General features: G+C 68.8%; 10 protein-coding genes. 5 read left to right on the forward strand and 5 right to left on the reverse strand.

The features are described 5' to 3' along the window. Nucleotides 1-21 precede the first annotated feature (21 nt). Together AC07NG_RS12980 and AC07NG_RS12985 are read right to left on the reverse strand one after the other, a co-directional pair. Nucleotides 22-1,137: a tyrosine-protein phosphatase gene (locus AC07NG_RS12980; RefSeq protein ID WP_494594413.1), complete on the reverse strand. Its 1,116-nt coding sequence runs from the start codon at nucleotides 1,135-1,137 to the stop codon at nucleotides 22-24. A gap of 4 nt (nucleotides 1,138-1,141) precedes the next feature. Then, the gene (locus tag AC07NG_RS12985) at nucleotides 1,142-3,445 is read right to left on the reverse strand and encodes a TonB-dependent receptor (protein ID WP_494594414.1); all 2,304 of its coding nucleotides are present in this window, start codon (nucleotides 3,443-3,445) and stop codon (nucleotides 1,142-1,144) included. Between the two features lie 246 nt (nucleotides 3,446-3,691). Between AC07NG_RS12985 and AC07NG_RS12990 the strand changes: the two genes are divergently transcribed. Beyond that, nucleotides 3,692-4,846 (forward strand): TetR family transcriptional regulator, encoded by a 1,155-nt coding sequence (locus AC07NG_RS12990; RefSeq protein WP_494594415.1) that lies wholly within the window; start codon nucleotides 3,692-3,694, stop codon nucleotides 4,844-4,846. Nucleotides 4,847-4,860: 14 nt separating this feature from the next. On the opposite strand, the gene AC07NG_RS12995 is transcribed toward AC07NG_RS12990, so the two are convergent. The 3 genes from AC07NG_RS12995 to AC07NG_RS13005 form a co-directional block, all read right to left on the reverse strand. Next, nucleotides 4,861-5,511, reverse strand: a complete 651-nt coding sequence (locus AC07NG_RS12995) for a GntR family transcriptional regulator (RefSeq protein ID WP_494594416.1) — start codon at nucleotides 5,509-5,511, stop codon at nucleotides 4,861-4,863. Between the two features lie 186 nt (nucleotides 5,512-5,697). Then, a complete protein-coding gene (locus AC07NG_RS13000; protein ID WP_494594417.1) occupies nucleotides 5,698-8,457 on the reverse strand; it encodes a DUF5695 domain-containing protein in 2,760 nt (919 codons plus the stop codon). An 8-nt stretch (nucleotides 8,458-8,465) separates the two neighbouring features. Further along, nucleotides 8,466-10,793 (reverse strand): S9 family peptidase, encoded by a 2,328-nt coding sequence (locus tag AC07NG_RS13005; RefSeq protein WP_494594418.1) that lies wholly within the window; start codon nucleotides 10,791-10,793, stop codon nucleotides 8,466-8,468. 424 nt (nucleotides 10,794-11,217) lie between these two features. On the opposite strand from AC07NG_RS13005, the gene AC07NG_RS13010 reads away from it, so the two are divergent. The 4 genes from AC07NG_RS13010 to AC07NG_RS13025 all read left to right on the forward strand — a co-directional run bounded on the left by AC07NG_RS13010 (nucleotide 11,218) and on the right by AC07NG_RS13025 (nucleotide 18,574). Then, the gene (locus tag AC07NG_RS13010; protein WP_494594419.1) at nucleotides 11,218-13,593 is read left to right on the forward strand and encodes a beta-L-arabinofuranosidase domain-containing protein; all 2,376 of its coding nucleotides are present in this window, start codon (nucleotides 11,218-11,220) and stop codon (nucleotides 13,591-13,593) included. Next, nucleotides 13,590-15,350 (forward strand): DUF885 domain-containing protein, encoded by a 1,761-nt coding sequence (locus AC07NG_RS13015; RefSeq protein WP_494594420.1) that lies wholly within the window; start codon nucleotides 13,590-13,592, stop codon nucleotides 15,348-15,350. The genes AC07NG_RS13010 and AC07NG_RS13015 overlap by 4 nt, the downstream gene beginning before the upstream one ends. Continuing rightward, the gene (locus tag AC07NG_RS13020; protein WP_494594421.1) at nucleotides 15,340-16,911 is read left to right on the forward strand and encodes a family 43 glycosylhydrolase; all 1,572 of its coding nucleotides are present in this window, start codon (nucleotides 15,340-15,342) and stop codon (nucleotides 16,909-16,911) included. The genes AC07NG_RS13015 and AC07NG_RS13020 overlap by 11 nt, the downstream gene beginning before the upstream one ends. A 145-nt stretch (nucleotides 16,912-17,056) precedes the next feature. Next, entirely contained in the window at nucleotides 17,057-18,574 is a 1,518-nt protein-coding gene (locus AC07NG_RS13025) for a glycoside hydrolase family 27 protein (RefSeq protein ID WP_494594422.1), read from the forward strand. Nucleotides 18,575-18,724 lie beyond the last annotated feature (150 nt).

Here is an 18,724-nt window from a genome sequence, read left to right on the forward strand (position 1 = left end):
CGTTCCAAGGCCCGACCGGCCTTAGACGAGATAGGTCGCCTTCAGCTTGGCGACGCCGCTGTCGGTCAGGCCGAAGCGGGCCTTGGCCAGGGCGGTCGGGCCGCCGAACTTGGCGTCGATCTGGCCCAGGGCGCGGCGCATGACTTCCGGATCCGAGCCCATGATCACGTCCAGCACCTCGGGCGGCATGGCCGCGAAGGCCTTCATCTGCTCGACCGTCATGCCGCCGGTCGCGCCGGCCCCGGCCTTGGCCATCTGCGCCTTGTACATCGACGGCGGGGTGTAGACCTGGGTCAGGGCGTAGTCGGCCAGCACCGTTTCGCGCGGCACGCCGAGGATCGACAGGATCAGAGCCGCGGCCGTGCCCGTGCGATCCTTGCCGGCCGAGCAGTTGAACGCCAGCGGCGCCTCGCCGGCCACGAGCCGGGCGAACATGTCGGTGAAGTGCGGCTGCAGGGTGTCGAGGAAGGCGACATAGGCCGCGGCGAAGGCGTCGACGGCCTGGTCGCGGGTCTTCAGGCCCGCCAGCATGCTCATCGAGGCGTTCATGTCGTAGTCGAAGGCCGCGACCTTGGCGCCGGCGACCTTCAGGAAGGCGCTGGGCTCGGCCGCCCGTTCCTGCGGGTTGCGCAGGTCGCAGATCACCGAGACGCCCAGCTTGCCCAGATAGTCGAGGTCGCCGTCGGTCAGGCCGCTGGTCACGCCCGAGCGATAGAGTTTGCCCCACTTCACCTGGCGGCCGTCGGCGGCGTACCAGCCGCCCAGGTCGCGGAAGTTGCGGCCGCCTTGCAGCGGCAGCAGGCGCTCGGCCACGCGGGTGGCGCGGCCGTCGGCGGCGGCGACCAGGAAGTATGGACGCGGCGAGACCGGGGCCTGGACGTCGGCCGATCCGCCGGCGACGGCGACCTTGGCAGGGCGCATGGCGGCGCGCTTGGCGTCGGGATCGCTGGAGGCGAACACCGAGGCGGCGGCCGCGCCGGTCCAGCTAAGACGCAGGGCGTCCGGGCCGGCGCGCTCGGCCTTGGCCTCCAGGCGCGGTGCGGCGGCGAGGGTGGTGGCGGGGGAGACGGCGATCATCGCGCCGCCGCCCAGCGTCGCGGCCATGAAGCCGCGACGGTCGATCTTTTGATTTTTCATGGGTTTAGAACTTCACGTTGGCTTCGATGCCGAAGGTGCGCGGCTCGTTGTAGATGGCGTAGGTCCCCAGGGCGACGTTGGTGTTGCGCATGAAGGCGTGCGACTCGTCGAGCAGGTTGCGCGACCAGATCGACAGCTGCAGGTCGGGCTGGTTGTCGCCCATGGCGATGTCGGCCAGGGTCAGGCGGCCGTTGACGATGAACGACTTGTCGCTGAGCGTCGGGTCGGTGGTGGTGGTGTACTGGCCGTCGGACCAGTTCGCATCGAGGTGGGCCTTCAGCGTCGCGCCGAGGAACGGGCGACGGTAGTCGGCCGCCAGGCTGCCGGCGTTCTTGGGGCTGTAGAGCGGATAGATGGTCGCCATCGTGTCGGTGAAGGGGTTGTAGGCCTTCGACAGCTTAAGGTCGGTGTAGGCGTAGCCGCCCGACAGCGTCAGGCCGTCGGTGACCTTGAAGGCGAAGTCCAGCTCAAGGCCCTTGGTCGTGGCGCTGGCGGCGTTGGTGGTTTCCAGCGTGCCGCGGTTCTGGTTGAGGATGGTGACGCTGAAGTCGACCTGGGCGTCGGTGATGTCGCCGGTATAGGCCGCGACGTTCACGCGGGCGCGGTTGTCCCAGAACTCGGTCTTGGCGCCGACCTCGAACATCTTGACCTTCTCGGGATCGAAGGTGCGATAGGTCAGCGAGCGCGAGTTGGCGCCGCCGGCCTTGTAGCCGGTGCTCCAGCGACCGTAGACGTTGACGTCCGGCGTCACGTCGAAGGCGACGCTGACCATCGGGTCGAAGTGGTTCCACTTGGCGTCGAACGGGATGATGCCGGTGATCGTCGTCCCGGCGCCGTTGACGTAGCTGGGCAGGGCGCCGTTGACGATGTCGAGCGTGCCGCTCTTCTTGTCGGTGGTGAAGCGGCCGCCGGCGGTGACGTGCAGGCGGTCGTCGAGCACGGCCGGGGTCCACGAGGCCTGGCCGAAGGCGCCGTAGCTGGTGGTCTTGGCGTGGCTGGCCCGGTCCAGCGCGATCGTGTCGAAGTTCAGCGACAGGTAGCTGTAGGCCGTGCCGGTCGAATTCCACTGCAGGGAGTTCGGCGTCTGGGCGTTGTCGCGCACGTTCTCACGGAAATAGAAGGCGCCGAACACGTAGTCGATGCGGTCGGTCTTGCCGACCAGTTGCAGCTCCTCGCTGGCCTGGTCCTGCCAGAAGCGGGCGACGCTGTAGCGGGCGAAGGTCCCGCCCGGCGAATAGACCGACAGCATCTCCGAGCCGTTGTCGAACTGGTTCTGCTGCAGCTTGCGGTACGAGCTGATCGACTTCAGTTCGAGGTTGTCGCCCAGCTTCCAGTTCAGGTTCAGGCGGTGGCCCCAGGTGTCGCCGTCGCTCACTTGCAGGGGCACGCCGACATTGGCGCTTTCGGCACGGTCGGACTGCGTCTTCAGCATAGGGGCCAGGGCGTAGAGGCCCTTCTTCTCAAGCTGGACGTAGTAGGGCGTCGAACCGTCGTACGAGGAGTCGAAGGCGTAGTCGGCGCTGAAGTTGTCGTTCGGACGCCACAGGGCTTCGACGCTCACGCCGCGCTTGTCGTAGCTGTTGAAGTCCGGCTGGCCCGAGGTGGTCGGGTTGGTGACGGTGCCGTCGCGCTTGCTGAGCAGGGCGTCGATCTTGATGCTGACGTCGTGGATCTCGGGCAGGTCGATATGGGTCTCGGCCTTGTAGGCGTTGTAGTTGCCGTAGCCGAGCGTGGTGTTCATGCCGAACTGGCCGGTCGGGGCCTTGGTGATGATGCTGACTGCGCCGCCTTCGGTGTTGCGGCCGAACAGCGTGCCTTGCGGACCCTTCAGAACCTCGATGCGCTCGACGTCGTAAAGCGCCGAGCCCAGGCCCTGGGCGCGGCCCATATAGACGCCGTTGACATAGACGCCGACGGCCTGGTCACGGGCCGGCTGGTTGGCGTCGCCCAGGGCGCCGATGCCGCGCATGCCGATGGTCAGGGCCGACTTGCGCGAGAAGAACGGAGCCACGCGCAGCGAAGGGATCGAGCCGTCGCCCAGGTCCTCTACCGATTGGACGTTACGGGCCTTCAGGGCCTCGGCGTCCATGGCCGAGATCGAGATCGGGGTGTCCTGCAGGTTGGTCTTGCGCTTCTGGGCGGTGACCACGACCTCGTCGAGGCTGATGGCGGCGGAGTCGCCGCCCGGAGCCGCGGCCGTGTCGGCGACGGGCAAGTCGGCGGCGCGCGCCTGGGCGGCGATGGCCAGGGCCGCGGCGCTCGCCAAAAGGGCGGCGCGCAGCGCGGCGCGGTCGGAAGTCTGTCGCATGTCTCTATCCCCTGAAGCGCGACGTCTCAGCGTCTGCGATGCGGGGCGAGTAGCCAGCCTCCATGAAACTGGAACGAACGTTATGTATCGTATTCGTGAAGGTCGCCGTTCGGTGAGCGCGAGGCTTGCGCCGACAGGGGCGGCTGAGGATCATGGGGCATGACCGTATCGCCGCCATCCGCGACCTTCGCGCTGGAACCTCGATCAATGCGGGATTTAAGCGAGAGCGCAGATCGCGCCTCACGCTTGATCCAGGCCGCCGCGCGGCTCGTGGCGCAGGAGGGAATCGCCGCGGCGACGGCCCGCGCCGTGGCCGGGGCGGCCGGCGTTTCGCCCAGCGCCATCAACTACAACCTGGGCGGAATGGAACAGTTGTTATCGTCAGCCTTCGCCCTCGGGGCGCAGGAGGCGAGCGACTGGCTGGCGGCGCGGGCGCGCGAAGTCGCCATGCTTCCACCCGGACCCGACGGCGCGGCGCGGGCGCTGGAGCACATGCTGATCGAATGGACGGGGCCGGCTCGTCCCCTGGCGCTGCTCTACCAAGAAGCCGTCGCCGAGGGCGCGGGCTTGGACTGGACGCGGGCCTGGGCGGGTTTCTGGCGCGAGACGGCCCAGGCGCTCGATCTGCCGCCGATCGCCGGGCGGGCCTTGCACGCTTTCTTCGAGTCCGAGGCGCTCTATCACTTGTCGCCCTGGTCGCCGGCCCTGGAGCGGGCGGTGCTGCGCGACATGGTCGATCACTTCGCCGCCGTCTGGCTGGACGCTCCCGCCCGGCCCGAGGCCGGAGCCCTGCTGGCGGCCGAACGCGCGGCCGGGGCCCGCCCGCACGGCTCGGTGCCGCTGTCGGCCATGCGCATCGCCGCCGCCGCCGCCGAGGTCGTGGAGGAAAAGGGTCTGGCTGGCCTGACGCACCGAGCCGTCGCCGCCCGAGCCGGCGTGACGACGGGGGCGGTGACGCACTACTTCCGCACGGTCGAGGACCTGGTCGGCGGCGCGATCCGCGGCCAGGTGGCTGCCATGGAGGCCGAGGCCCTCGAGGCCGCGGAGACTGCGCCCCACATCGACGAGGTGCTGACCCTGGAGCGACTGCGCGAAGTGCTGACCTTCCACGCCCGCGCCGAACGCCCCGCCAGCCCGGTCCTGCGCCGCCGTCGGCTGTTCCTGGCGGCCCTGCGCCGCGCCGATCTCGCCGGGGCGGGGGCGGTGATCCGCTACTCCCACGGCGGCACCCTGCGCGACTCCCTTGGCCGGGTCACCGGGCGTTCCGCCGAAGAGGTGGTGCTGGCCGCTGGCGTCGCCTCACGCCTGCTGTCGGCCATCTGGTTCGCCTGCCGGGCGGACGAGGATCCCGCTGCTGGGCGCGAGGCGCTCGCCGACTGGGTCCTGGCGCGGCTGCGCTAGGGGCGGCGCGCGGTTCAGCCCTGCTTGAGCGCCAGTTGCTGGCGCAGGTCGTCCAGCGTGCCCTGGATGTGCTCGGCGAGCAGGGCCTCGACCTTGGCGGCGTCCCCGGCCTTCCAGGCCTCGAGGATTTCCCGGTGCTCGCGGCTGGCGCGCTCGTCGCGACCGAAGGGCTCCAGGTGGATGCGCACATAGCGCTCCGACAGGATCTGCAGGCGTTCGACCAACTGGCTGGTGATGTGGCCGCCGGGGCGGACCAGCGACATGTGGAAGGCGCGGTTGTGGCTGACGTGGTCGCCGTCCGGCCTGCCGAGCGCGGTTTCGAGGGCCGTCAGCGCGGCTTCGGCTCGCTCATGATCTTCGGGGCCGGCCTTGACGGCGGCCTTGGCGGCCGCGCCCGGCTCCAGCTTCAGGCGCAGGACGAAGACCTCGCTGGCTTCCTCGGTCGAGACGCCGCGTACGACGTAGCCGCGATTGGGGTAGGAGCTTAGCAGGCCGTCCTGCTCCAGCCGGCTCAGGGCCTCGCGCAAAGGGATCTTGGAGACGCCGAGCTCGGCGGCGATGGCGTCCTGGCGCACGGCGGTTCCCGGCGACATGTCGCCCATCAGGATCTTGAGGCGGACGACTTCGTAGGTCTGCTCTGAGAGCGTGCGAACAATAATGCTCATGATGAACGGAGTATCTTCCAAGGCCGCGACCGGCGGCGCTGCTTCGTTCATCGTATATCAGATAAAACTCTAAGCTGACCAACAACTGACCTGGCTTGAGCAGGAGCGGCTTCTCACGCTCGCCAATCAAACGAAAACGCCGCCGCTCGGGAGCGACGGCGTTCGTAGAAGGGGCGTCCGCCGGATCTATCGTGGACGTAGGACGATCGTCTTGGCCTTGTCGCCGAGCGGCACGGTGTAGGCGCCGCGCTCGAAGGTTCCTTCCGCCGGAACGTACGTCTTGGCGCCGGCCGTGGTGGCCTCGACCAGCAGGCGCGCCGCCGGGGTGGCCGCATCGGTGGCCGCGAGGGTGAGCGTGATCTCGCCGGTGGCCGGGGCGTAGGTCGCCGCCTCGATCTTGCCGGCTTCCAGCGTCAGCCAGGCGCCGACGGGAGCGACGAACAGGCGGGCGCGGGCGCCGTCCTTGGGCGTGATCCGCACCACGGCGCCGTCGGCCTTGACGTCGCCGCCGAAGCCGAGCCAGCCGAAGGTCGGGTCCTTCACCGCATAGGTCGCCGCCGCATAGGCATGGCCGAAGAAGCCCATGCCGTAGTCGCCGGTCAGCGGATCCCACTTCATCATGTCGGGATAGGAGTGGAAGGCGGCCGAGCCGAAGCCGTCCTGGTCGATGTTGGTGATGCCGCCCATCATGCCGCCGTAGGCCACGCGCAGCAGGTGCAGGTCGGCCGGATCGGCGCGGAAGGCGTCGAACAGCGGCACCGCGTTCAGGGCCGAGCCGTAGTGGTGGATCTGCCGCTCGATGCGCGAATACTTGCCGCCGTACAGGAAGTCCCAATAGCGGCGGGCGTTGCCGTTGTAGCCCCAGCTGGGGATGGTGGGGTCGTAGGCGAGGATCACCTCGCGGGTCTCGTCGGCCTGCGGCTGGTAGCCGAAATAACGCATCCAGGCATAGACCTCGGGCTGGCCGGTGGAGTCCCAGGCCATCTCGCTGCCGAACGGATAGGGCAGGGTCTTCCAGTGATCGGCGCGGCCCTTCATCAGGGCCTCGTACTCGGCCGCCTCGGCGGTCATGCCTTCGCGCTTCAGGTCCTTCAGGATGTCGACGAAGACGTCGCCCTCCATCTGGCCGAACTGGGCGTAGTAGGGGGCGTCGCGCATCATCGCCACGGCGGTCATCCGCGCGTGGTCGAGGTACCAACGCCAGTCGTGGCGGGTGACCAGGCCCTGGTGGTTGCGGGCCAGGCGGTAGAGCACCCAGTGGCCGATGGCGACGTGCGGATAGTTGTAGGACCGGCCCAGATCACCGGCGTCCTTCTTCGACCACGAGGTCCAGGAGCGCCAGTCGATCTTGGGATCGTAGTAGTTGGGCAGCTCGTCGGGCTGATAGTAGAACAGGCTCTTCTTGACCGCCCCGGCCTGCGGGCCGTCGGCGACCTGCAGGTTGCCCACCACGGTCTCGTCGACCATCCGCTCCAGCCGGGAGACTTCGCCGGCGTCGGGGTTGTCGAGCTGCTTCATGATCGCCGCCACCCAGGCGCCGGCGCCGCCCTCGTCGCTCATGCCCGCGACCCAGACCCGCGAGTCCTGGGTGACGATCTTGTTGGTCTCGCGATCGTAGCTGAGGATCGCCGGCGAGCGACCGAACGGGTCGGCCTTGTCGTCGAACCACTGCTTTTCGGTGGTGAAGCGGCCAAGGTCGGCCATGGTCTGTTCGAGCGGCTTGGTGACGAAGTAGCTGACCGTCTGCACCTGGCCGTCGGCATAGGTGATCGAAAGGGTCGCGCGGCCCCAGCCCGAGGCCTTCACGTCATAGCGCGCCCAGCCCTTGCCTTCGCCGCTCGCCGTGGCGGTCAGGGCGCCGGCCGGGAAGCTCTCGACCTTGGCCACCTTGGAGGGCGACTTCAGGAACAGCGAACCCTGCTGGTCGGTGGGCAGCACGTAGCCGGGCACGCCGACGGCGACGGGGCGCTTGTTGGCGACCAGGGTGTCCTCGATGGCGCGGATCGAGGGTGAGGCCACGAAGCGCACGCCGATCTCGCGCTTCTCGCCCGGCTGCAGGGTGACGCTGGTCGGCGTGTTCCACTGCTGGCCGGCGTTCTTCCATTCCTTCTCGGCGAAGCCCAGGCTGGCCACGGTCCAGTCGTAGAAGCCCTCGGCGGTCTGGCCGCGCTGGGTCTTGTCGGTGAGGATGTCGCCGTCGCCACGCGTGGCGCGGGCCTCGCGTATCGGGCGATAGGCCTCCAGCGGCGTGCCCTTCTCGGGCAGCACCAGCAGGGCTGGGCCCTTGCCGTTCAGGCGGGTGACCTGCAGGTAGCCGGCGTCGCGGCCGATATAGGGATCGACGAAGCTGGCCTGGGCGTGAGCTTCCTCCAGCGAGCGGTCGGTGATGATGTTGTCGAACACCATCGGCAGGCCCAGGCCCCCGATCTCCAGCGGCGTCTTGCCGGTGTTGACCAGGGTGAAGCGCAGGGCCAGCACGCCGTTGTCGTTGACCCAGCGGCGCTCGACACGCACCGGCGCGCCGTCGCCCAGCGAGGCGGTGATGTCGGCCGCGGCCAGCACCGCGCCGCCGGCCTTCAGGGTGCGGATCGGCTTGCGGGCGTGGGCCGAGCTGAAGTCGCGCCAGGCGCCGCCGGCCTCGCGAACCCGCAGATGGATGTCGCCGATGTGGACATAGCCGTCCTCGGCGCGTTCGGCCTCGCGGGCGCCGGGCGTGAAGTCGAAGGCCGCCTCGCCCAGCGGCGACAGGCGCGCCAGGGTCTGGGTGTCGGTCCGCAGGTCGAGCTGGAACTGCTTGGTGCGGTAGGCCGTCTTGGCGATCGGCGGGAAGACCTTCTTTTCTTCCTTGGGCGGTTCTTGCGCGAAGGCCGTCATCGGGACGGGCAGGGCGGCGGAGGCGCCGGCGAGCAGCAGCAGGGCCAGGGAAAGGGAGCGTGCTTTGTTCATCGGGCGCCTCATCGCGTGACCGGAGCCGAGGTCGCCGCTGTGGTCAGCGGCGGCGGGGCTTCGTCGAGCAGATTACGGGTGAAGTAGTCGCGCAGCTTCTTGTGGAAGAAGGGCTGGCCGACGGCGTGGGTGGTGTTGGGCAGGATCACCAGGTCGACGTCGCGACCGGCCTTGATCAGGGCCTGGGCCAGGCGAAGGCTCTCGGTGACCGGCACGTTGTCGTCGATGTCGCCGTGGACCAGCAGCAGCTTGCCCTGCAGGTTGCCGGCGACCGACATGTTTGAGTTGCGCTCCCAGGTGGCCTCGTCGGCCAGGCCCATCGAGACCTCGGGCCACCAGGCCTTGTCCAGGCGCAGGTCGTGGTTGCCCGACGAGGCGACGGCGACCTTGAAGAACTCGGGCCGGCGCAGCACGAAGCGAGCGGCGTCGTAGCCGCCGGCCGAGCCGCCGTAGACGCCGACCCGGGTCGCGTCCATCTCGGGATGCTTGGCCGCCATCTGCTTGATCATGGCGATGTGGTCGTCGAGGCCGACCTCGCCGAGGTTCTGGTAGGCGGGCAGGCGGAAGGCCTGTCCCCGGCGCGAGGTGCCGCGGCCGTCGATCATCACCACGATCGCGCCGATCTGGGCGACGCTGTTGCCGCCGGCCAGGACGCTTTCGCTCCATTCGACCGGGACCTGGGTGGTGGTCGGGCCGGTATAGACGTTGTCGATCACCGGATAGCGCCGCTTGGGATCGTAGCCGGCCGGGCGGAAGATCATGCCGTAGAGCGGTGTCTTGCCATCGGCGGCCACGCCCTGGAAGGGCTCGGGCGGCGTGTAGCCGGCGGCGGCCAGGGCGCTGGCGTCGGCGCGGCCGAGCTCCAGCACGATCTTTCCGTCGGCGGCGTCGCGCAGCACGGTGCGGGTCGGCTGGGTCGGGCTCGACATGGCGTCGACGAACCAGCGGCCGTCCGGCGAGACGCGGGTGTCATGGTCCAGCGGCTCGGGCGTCAGCAGGCGCGGCGCGGCGCCGTCCAGGCCCGTGCGATAGAGGGCCCGGTCGTAAGGGTTACGGTCGGCCTCGCGACCGACGCCGGTCAGCACAAGGCTCTTGGCCGCCGGATCGATGTGCTCGATCGACAGGACTTCCCAATTACCGGTCGTCAGGGCCGCGCCGCCGTCGGAGGCGTCGGGCTTGACCAGATAGAGCTGGGCCCAGCCCGAGCGCTCGGAGATCACCAGTTCGCCGCCGAGCTCGGGCTGCGGCTGGATCTGGGTGGAGGTCACGGTGACGATCGGCTTGACGGCCTCGCGCGCCACCACGGTCGCAGCCCCGGTCTTGGGATCGGCCGAATAGACGACGAGCTGGCCATAGCCGCGCTCGGTCCACTGCACACGGACGTGGTCGCCGATCCATCCCAGGTCGGGATCGGCCGGATAGAGCAGCGACTCGCTGGGGATCTGCAGCGCGACCTGCTTGGCCTTGCCGTCCTTGAAGGCCTGATCGATGTCGATCACCAGGCGCGTGGCCTGCGGCAGCACTTTCGCGCCTGCCAGCGGATAGACGTAGGCGAAGCTGCGCGGATAGAGGCCGCCGGGGTTCTGCTGGGTGATGGAGAGGCGTTCAACGCCCCGGGTGTCGAGCCGCCAGGTCAGGATCTTGGAGCCGTCGGGCGACCAGCGCACCGACACCGGCATGTCCGGCTCTTCGCGGCCGGCCTTCAGGATGTCGGCCAGTTGCGGGATGCCGCGGCCGTAGGGCTGTTCGCGCACGCCGTCGGTGGTCAGGGCGATCTCGCGGCCAGTCTTCAGTTCGCGGGCGAAGAGGTTGAAGTCGCGGGCGATGATCTCGAAGCGGCCGTCAGGCGACAGGGCCGGGTTCCATTCGGCTTCGTGCGCTTCGGCCAGCTCGCCCTTGGCCGAGAGAGTCCAGCGCTTGCCCTGAGCGTCGAAGGAGAGCGCGCCGCCGGCGGTGTCGTAGGCCAGGCGGGCGAGCCACAGGCCGTCGGCCGCAACGGGCTTGCCTAGCGCAGCCGACAGCTTGCCGGCCAGGGCGCGGTCGTCGGTCAGGACGCGGTCCTGCTTGGTGGCCAGATCGACAAAGCGGACCAACTGCTCGCCAGCCTTGCCCTTCAGATAGAGGAGGCCCTTGCCGTCGTCGGTGAAGGCCGGCTGCAGGTCGGCGTCGACGATCAGCTTGGCCAGGTTCTGGCGCAGGAAGGCGTCGGCCTTGCGGTAACGTTCGGCGATCGGCGGCTGGGGGGAGGGGGCTGTCGCGGTCGAAGCGGACTTGGTCGTTGTCGCGGCGACGGAAATCACCGGCGTGGACAGGGCCAAGACGGCGCCTGCCGTCATCCACAAGGTCGCTCGTCGCGACATGCGCGTCTTCGTCCGCAAGGCTCACCCCCGTTTCACTTCGTTGCAGAAACGACGGGGCGTGATGCGTCGTCAAGAAGATTATACGATATATGATCAGACTTTTTACCGACTGCATGCTTGAAGATGGGCGGCGACGCGGCGGTTGACGTCCCGTGCTCGCTCCCCGCAAGCGTCTGTATAAGTCGGAGCCCTGGCGTCCATTCGACCTGGCTGAGACGAGCCGGCCAAGCCCCTGACTCGCCTGCACGAATAGAGGTCGCGGCCTGCTCGGTCGATGGGCTCCGCCATGAAGGTCGGGCGCGTTTCGGCGCCGCTTCCCATGTCCCTGCAAATCAGGTGATTGACCTTCGAAAATATGTCTGACTTATTTCGTATACCGTATTAAGTTTGGGGTGCCTTGATGTCCGCCAGTCGCCGGGATTTGCTGCTCGCCACCGCCGCCGTTATGGCGTCCGCCCAGCCGATCCGCGCCTTCGCCGCCGGCAGGGGGCCTTCCGTTCCGACCAAGGCCGCGCCGCTGCCGCTTTCCGACGTGCGGCTGCTGCCGTCCGACTTCGCGACCGCGGTCGAGGTCAACCACGCCTATCTGCTGCGCCTCAGCCCCGACCGGCTGCTGCACAACTTCATGATCTTCGCCGGCCTGCCCGCCAAGGGGGAAATCTACGGCGGCTGGGAATCCGACACCATCGCCGGCCACACCCTGGGCCACTACATGAGCGCCCTGGTGCTGACCTGGCAGCAGACCGGCGACGCCGAGTGCCGCCGCCGCGCCGACTACATCGTCTCTGAACTGGCCCGCGCCCAGGCCAAGCGCGGCACCGGCTACGTCGGCGCCCTGCAGCGCAAGCGCAAGGACGGCACGGTCGTCGACGGTGAGGAGATCTTCGGCGAGGTGATGAAGGGCGACATCCGCTCGGGCGGCTTCGACCTCAACGGCTCCTGGTCGCCGCTCTACACGGTGCACAAGCTGTTCGCCGGCCTGCTCGACATCCACGCCGCCTGGGGCAACGCCCAGGCCCTGGAGGTCGTGACCGGGCTGGGCGCCTATTTCGAGAAGGTGTTCGCCGCCCTCGACGACGCCCAGATGCAGACCCTGCTGGGCTGCGAATACGGCGGCCTGAACGAGAGCTACGCCGAGCTCTACGCCCGCACCAAGGACGCGCGCTGGCTGGTCGTGGCCGAGCGCATCTATGACCGCAAGGTCCTGGATCCGCTGGCCGCGCAAGAGGACAAGCTGGCCAACTTCCACGCCAACACCCAGGTGCCCAAGCTGATCGGCCTGGGCCGCCTCTACGAACTGACCGGCAAGGAGAAGGACGCCACCGCCGCGCGGTTTTTCTGGCAGACCGTGACCCAGCACCACAGCTACGTCATCGGCGGCAACGCCGACCGCGAGTACTTCTCGTCGCCCGACAGCATCGCCGACCACATCACCGAGCAGACCTGCGAGCACTGCAACACCTACAACATGCTCAAGCTGACCCGGCAGCTCTACAGCTGGAAGCCGGACGGCTCGCTGTTCGACTACTACGAGCGCGCGCACCTCAACCACGTGATGGCGGCGCAGAATCCCAAGACCGGCGGCTTCACCTACATGACGCCGCTGATGACCGGTTCGACGCGGGGCTTTTCGACCACCGACGACGACGCCTTCTGGTGCTGCGTCGGCAGCGGCATGGAGAGCCACGCCAAGCACGGCGAGTCGATCTTCTGGGAAGGCGAGGGGACCCTGCTGGTCAACCTCTACATCCCGGCCGACGCCCAGTGGAAAGCGCGCGGCGCGGCCCTCAAGCTCGAAACCCTCTATCCGTTCGAACCGGAAAGCCGCCTGACCCTGAGCAAGCTGGCCAAGCCCGGCCGCTTCACCATCGCTCTGCGCGTGCCGGGCTGGGCGAACGGCAAGGCCGTGGTCAGCGTCAACGACGAGGCGGTGACGCCCGTGCTGTCGGGCGGCTACGCCCTGGTCGAGCGCAAGTGGAAGGCCGGCGACGTGGTCTCGATCGCCCTGCCGCTCGACCTGCGGCTGGAAGCGGCGCCCGGCGATCCCAACACCATCGCCTTCCTGCGCGGCCCCATGGTGCTGGCCGCCGACCTCGGTCCGGGCGAAGCCGAATGGAACAGCGCCGATCCGGCCATGGTCGGGGCCGACCTGCTGGCCGGCTTCAAGCCGGTCGAGGTCAAGAAGGCGCTCTATGCCGTCGACGGCGTGTCGCGGCCGGGCGCCCTGAGCTTCGCGCCGTTCTACAGCCAGTACGAGCGCCGCAGCGCCGTCTACTTCAAGCGCTTCACCGAGGCCTCGTGGAAGACGGAAGAAGCCGCCTTCCTGGCCGACCAGGCCAAGGCCCGCGACATCGCCGCTCGCTCGGTCGACGTCATGCACCTGGGCGAAATGCAGCCCGAGCGCGACCACAACCTCACTTCCGACATCTCCTATCCGGTCAGCTATCGCGGCCGTAACGGCCGTGACGCCCGCTCCGGCGGCTTCTTCGAGTTCGACATGAAGGTGCGGGCCGGGGCGCTGATCTTGCAGGCGACCTATTGGGGCGGCGAGCGCGCGCGGACCTTCGACATCCTGGTCGACGGGACCAAGGTGGCGACCCAGGTCCTCGACAACGACCGTCCGGGCAAGTTCTTCGACGTCGAGTACCCGCTGGCCGAGGCCCTGACCAAGGGCAAGACCAGCGTCAAGGTGCGCTTCGTGCCGAAGGAACGGTCGAGCGCCGGGCCGGTGTTCGGCGTGCGGGTGTTCAGCGCCAAGGCTGGAGCCACGGCATGAACCGTCGCGGTTTGATGTTCTCCGGCGCGGCCGTTCTGGGCCTCGCCGCCGCGCCGGCCTGGGCGGTTCCCGCCGCCGGTTCGGCCGACAAGCAGTTCGAGGCGATCTACACCGCCGAGTACGACTGGCGGGTCAGCCAGGCCGCGCCGGACGAGGACAATCCCAACGCCCCCAAGCGGCTGCCCGATGTCGGTCCGGCCGTGCAGGCCGCGCGCCTGAAACGCTGGACCGAGGTGTCAAGCCAGCTGGCCGCCCTGCCGGTCGCCCAGCTGTCGGTCGAGAACAAGATCAACTTCGCCGTCTACAAGGGCCAGATCGACGCCCTGCTGGCCGAGCAGAAGTATCGCGAATACGAGAAGCCGCTCAGCGCCGACACCAGCTTCTGGGGCGACGTGGCCGAGTGGTCGCGCGGGTCGTTCCGCACCGAGGAGGACTACCGCAACTACGTGGCCATGCTGCGCGAGATCCCGCGCTACTACGGCCAGCAGATCATCAACATGCGCAGCGGCGTGAAGCGCGGCTTCACGGCGGCCAAGATCACCCTGCAAGGCCGCGACGCCGGCGTGGTGCTGGCCGCCGAGGCCAAGACCCCGCAGGACTCGCCGTTCTACGCGCCGTTCAAGACCATGCCGTCGGTGATCCCCGCCGCGGTCCAGGCCGAACTGCGCAGCCAAGCGGCCGAGGCGATCACCAAGGACGTGACGCCGGCCCACGCCAGCCTGCTGGCCTTCCTGCGCAACGAATACATCCCCGGCGCGCGGACCTCGCTGGCGGCCTACGACCTGCCGGACGGCAAGGCCTACTACCAGTCCAAGATCGTCGAGTTCACCACCACCGACCACACGCCCGACGAGATCCACGCCATCGGTCTTGCGGAAGTGGCCAAGATCCGTGGCCGGATGCAGGACGTGATCAAGGAGGTCGGCTTCCAGGGCGACCTGCCGGCCTTCCTGACCTATCTGCGCACCGATCCGAAGTTCTACGCCAAGACCCCGCAGGAGCTCCTCAATCGGGCGGCCTGGATCGCCAAGACCTTCGACGGCAAGGCCAGCCAGTGGTTCGGCCGCCTGCCGCGCAGCCGCTTCGCCATCAAGCCGGTGCCCGACGAGATCGCGCCGTTCTATACCGGCGGTCGCGGCGGGCCGGGCATCTACCTGGTCAACACCTACGACCTGCCGTCGCGCCCGCTCTATTCGCAGGTCGCCCTGACCCTGCACGAGAGCGCTCCGGGCCACGCCTTCCAGATGCCGCTGGCGGCCGAGAACAAGAACCTGCCGGCCTTCCGCCGCGACACCTACCTGTCGGTCTACGGCGAAGGTTGGGCGCTCTATTGCGAGGCGCTGGGCGAGGACATGGGCATGTACGAGACGCCCTATGACCGCTTCGGCATGCTCAGCTACCAGATGTGGCGGGCCGCGCGGCTGGTCGTCGACACCGGGCTCCACGCCAAGGGCTGGACCCGCGAGCAGGCCCAGAAGTACCTGCACGACAACACCGCCATGGGCGACCACGAGATCGGCACCGAGGTCGATCGCTACATCGCCTGGCCGGGCCAGGCGCTGTCCTACTACATGGGCATGCTGGCCTTCGTGGAGGGCCGCGCCCGCGCCGAGAAGGCTCTGGGTCCGAAGTTCAATATCCGCGCCTTCCATGACGCCGTGCTCGAGATCGGCTCGGCGCCGATCCCGGTGATCCAGGCCCGCATCGACCAACTGATCGCCGATGGCGGCAAGGGGCCCTATCCCGATGAGGAATGAGTTGAAGCGCGCCCTGGTCGCGGGCGCGGCCCTGCTGCTGTCGCCGGTCGCCGCCTGCGCGGCCGGCCCGGAGAAGGTGCACGCTCCGGGCAACCCGATCCTGGCCGACGGCCGCTACTACTCGACCGATCCCGCCCCGGTGGTCGACGGCGACACGCTGTGGATCCTGGCCGGCCGCGACGAGGCGGCGCCGGACGTCAACGACTTCATCATGAACGAGTGGCAGCTGCTGGCCACCAAGGACCCGGCGTCCGGCGACTGGCTGCACTATCCGGCCATCGCCAAGCCGCAGGCCGTGTTCAAATGGGCCGAGGAAGGCCGCGCCTATGCCGGCCAGATCGTGAAGGGCAGGGACGGCAAGTTCTATCTCTACGCGCCCGTGCTGCAGGCCGGCGGTAACGCCAGGGATCGCTTCGCCATCGGCGTCGCCGTCTCCGACAGCATGACGGGACCGTGGATCGACGCCCATCCGTCCGGCCCGATTATCTCGCAGACCACCCCGGTCGCCAACGACATCCAGAACATCGACCCCACCGTGCTGATCGACGACGATGGCCGGGTCTACATCTACTGGGGCACCTTTGGGCAGCTGCGTGGCATGGAGCTGGCCGCCGACATGATCACGCCCAAGGGACCCGAGGTGAAGGTCGAGGGGCTCACCGGCTTCTTCGAGGCCCCGTGGTTGATGAAGCGCAAGGGCGTCTACTACATGCTCTACGCCGGCAATCGCGCGGGTCCGAAGTCGGACTGCACGCCGGCCGTCTATCACGCCTGCATCGCCTACGGCACGGCGACCTCGCCGCTGGGGCCGTGGACCTATCGCGGCGTGATGCTGGGCCCGGTGTCGTCGACGACCTCGCACTCGGGCGCGGTGGAGTTCAAGGGTCGCTGGTACATGGCCTACCACACCGCCGACGCGGCGGGCGGCGGTCACTTCCGGCGCAGCGTCGCCATCGATCCGATCGAGTGGGACGACAGCGTCAGCCCGCCGGCCATCCGCAAGCTGATCCCGACCCGCCGTCCGCAAGCTCCGCCGGTCCCGACCCGCAACATCGCCGGCCAGGCGACCGCGGCGGCATCCAACGAGCCGATCCCGGTCCAATACTGGATCAAGGCGCTGAACGACGGGATCACCAAGGCCTCGCCCCTGCCGCCCGACACCTGGGGCACCTGGTCGCCCAACAATCCGCCGCGCCAGTGGGTCGAGTACCGCTTCGACGCGCCGGTGACCGTTGACGGCGCCCGCATCTGGTTCTGGGGCGACCAGCCGGCCGGTTCGGGCATCGGCGTCGCCCCGCCCAAGGCCTGGCGCATGGAGTACTGGGACGGCGGCTGGAAGCCGGTCGCGGCTCCCAAGGGCTTCGGCGCGGACGTCGGCGCCTTCCAGGACGCCAGCTTCGCGCCCGTGACGACCCGCTGCCTGCGGGCGGTCTTCGACGCCTCTTCGGCCGGCGGGACCTACGCCGCCGTCGCCGTCCAGGAGTGGGAGGTGCTGGCGCCCCAGACAGCGTCTCCCAAGTCCGGCTCGGGCCATGCGCCGCCCTGCGAGGCCGCGCGCTGAGCCGACTATGGACGACCCGCGCGCCGGGCCGGGCGCGCGGGTCGTCTTGACCGATTTATCGAGGCCCTGGCGTCGCGCCGGGCGTGAGCTTTGCTGCGCCTGCTCGCAGCCTGATCCAGAACCCTATTCAGACTAAGGAGATCGCATGCGTCGCCTGCTAACCCCGCTCGCCCTGGGGCTCGTCGCCTCGCACGCCGCCATGGCCGCGCCCGCCGCCCAGCCGGGGCTGGCCGGCGTCTGGACCTTCGACGACGCGCCGTCCTATCCGGGCGTCACCCTGATGAAGATCGAGCAGAAGGCCGGCAAGCCGACCGGGACCGTGACGACCGCCTGGTACGGCTCGATGGACATGCAGAACCTCGTCGTGAAGGACGGGGTGGCGACCTTCGAGCTGCGCAATCTCAACGACAAGGACAAGCCCACCCGCCAGTGGACCGCGACCCTGAAGGCCGCCGGGGTCTCCCTGGCCGGCGACATCTGGTACGCCCATGTCGAGCAGGACGGCCGCCGGGGCACGGCCGCCGACGCCAAGGCCCGCGCCTTCACCACCACCAGCCTGCCGCCGATGGGCGAACTGGCCGCCGATGGCCTGGCCGCCAAGCCGCCGATGGGCTGGAGCAGCTGGAACAAGTTCGGCGCGGCGATCGACGACAAGACGGTCCGCGCCATGGCCGACGCCATGGTCGCCTTCGGCCTGCGCGACGCCGGCTATGTCTATGTCAATATCGATGACGGCTGGCAGGGCGAGCGCGGCGCCGACGGCGTGCTGCGGCCCAACGACAAGTTCCCGGACATGAAGGCCCTGGCCGACTACGTCCATTCGAAGGGGCTGAAGCTGGGCATCTACAGTTCGCCCGGGCCCAAGACCTGCGCGGGCTACGCCGGCAGCTACGGCCACGTGGCCCAGGACGCCAAGACCTTCGCCGAGTGGGGCGTCGACTACCTGAAGTACGACCTGTGTTCGGGCGAGTGGTTCTATGCCGACGCCGACACCGTCAAGCGCACCTATTACGAGATGGGCGCGGCGCTGCGGGCCACCGGCCGGCCGATGATCTATTCGCTGTGCCAGTACGGCCGCTTCGACGTCGGCGCCTGGGGCCGCCAGGTCGGCGGTCACCTGTGGCGCACCACCGGCGACATCACCGACGATTATCCGACCATGGCCAAGATCGGCTTCGACAAGAACGGCAAGCCCGAGTTCGCCGGCCCCGGCGGCTGGAACGATCCGGACATGCTGGAGGTCGGCAACGGCGGCATGACCAAGGACGAGTATCTGACCCACATGAGCCTGTGGGCCATGTCGGCGGCGCCGCTGATGATGGGCCACGACCTGCGCGAGACCGGCGCCGAGGTGCTGAAGATCCTCGAGAACCGCGAAGTGATCGCCATCGACCAGGACGCCCGCGGCGTGCAGGGCAAGGCCGTGCGCAAGGACGGAACGTCCGAGGTCTGGAGCAAGCCGCTGGCCGACGGCCAGGTGGCCGTGGCGCTGTTCAACCGTGGCGACAAGCCGGCGCGGATCGAGCTGAAGGCGGCCGACGCCGGCGTCGCCGGCTTGACGGTCGTGCGCGACCTCTGGCGCGGCGTCGACCTGCCGGCCGGCGAGCAGGCCTTCGATGTGCCGGCGCGCGGCGTGGTGATGGTGAAGGTGAAAGGGAGCTGAGGCTTCCTTTCAGGCCGTAAAGGCGAGGGGCGCGGGCCATTCGGTCCGCGCCCCTTTTTCATGGGTGACGATCTAAAGCCCCGGGGGGCTTGTGTCACGACGCGCCGTGATAACCGGCCCGGCTCCGCGAAGCGGACAAGAAGAAGGGGA

The organism is Caulobacter sp. GW821-FHT10C03, assembly GCF_059415485.1.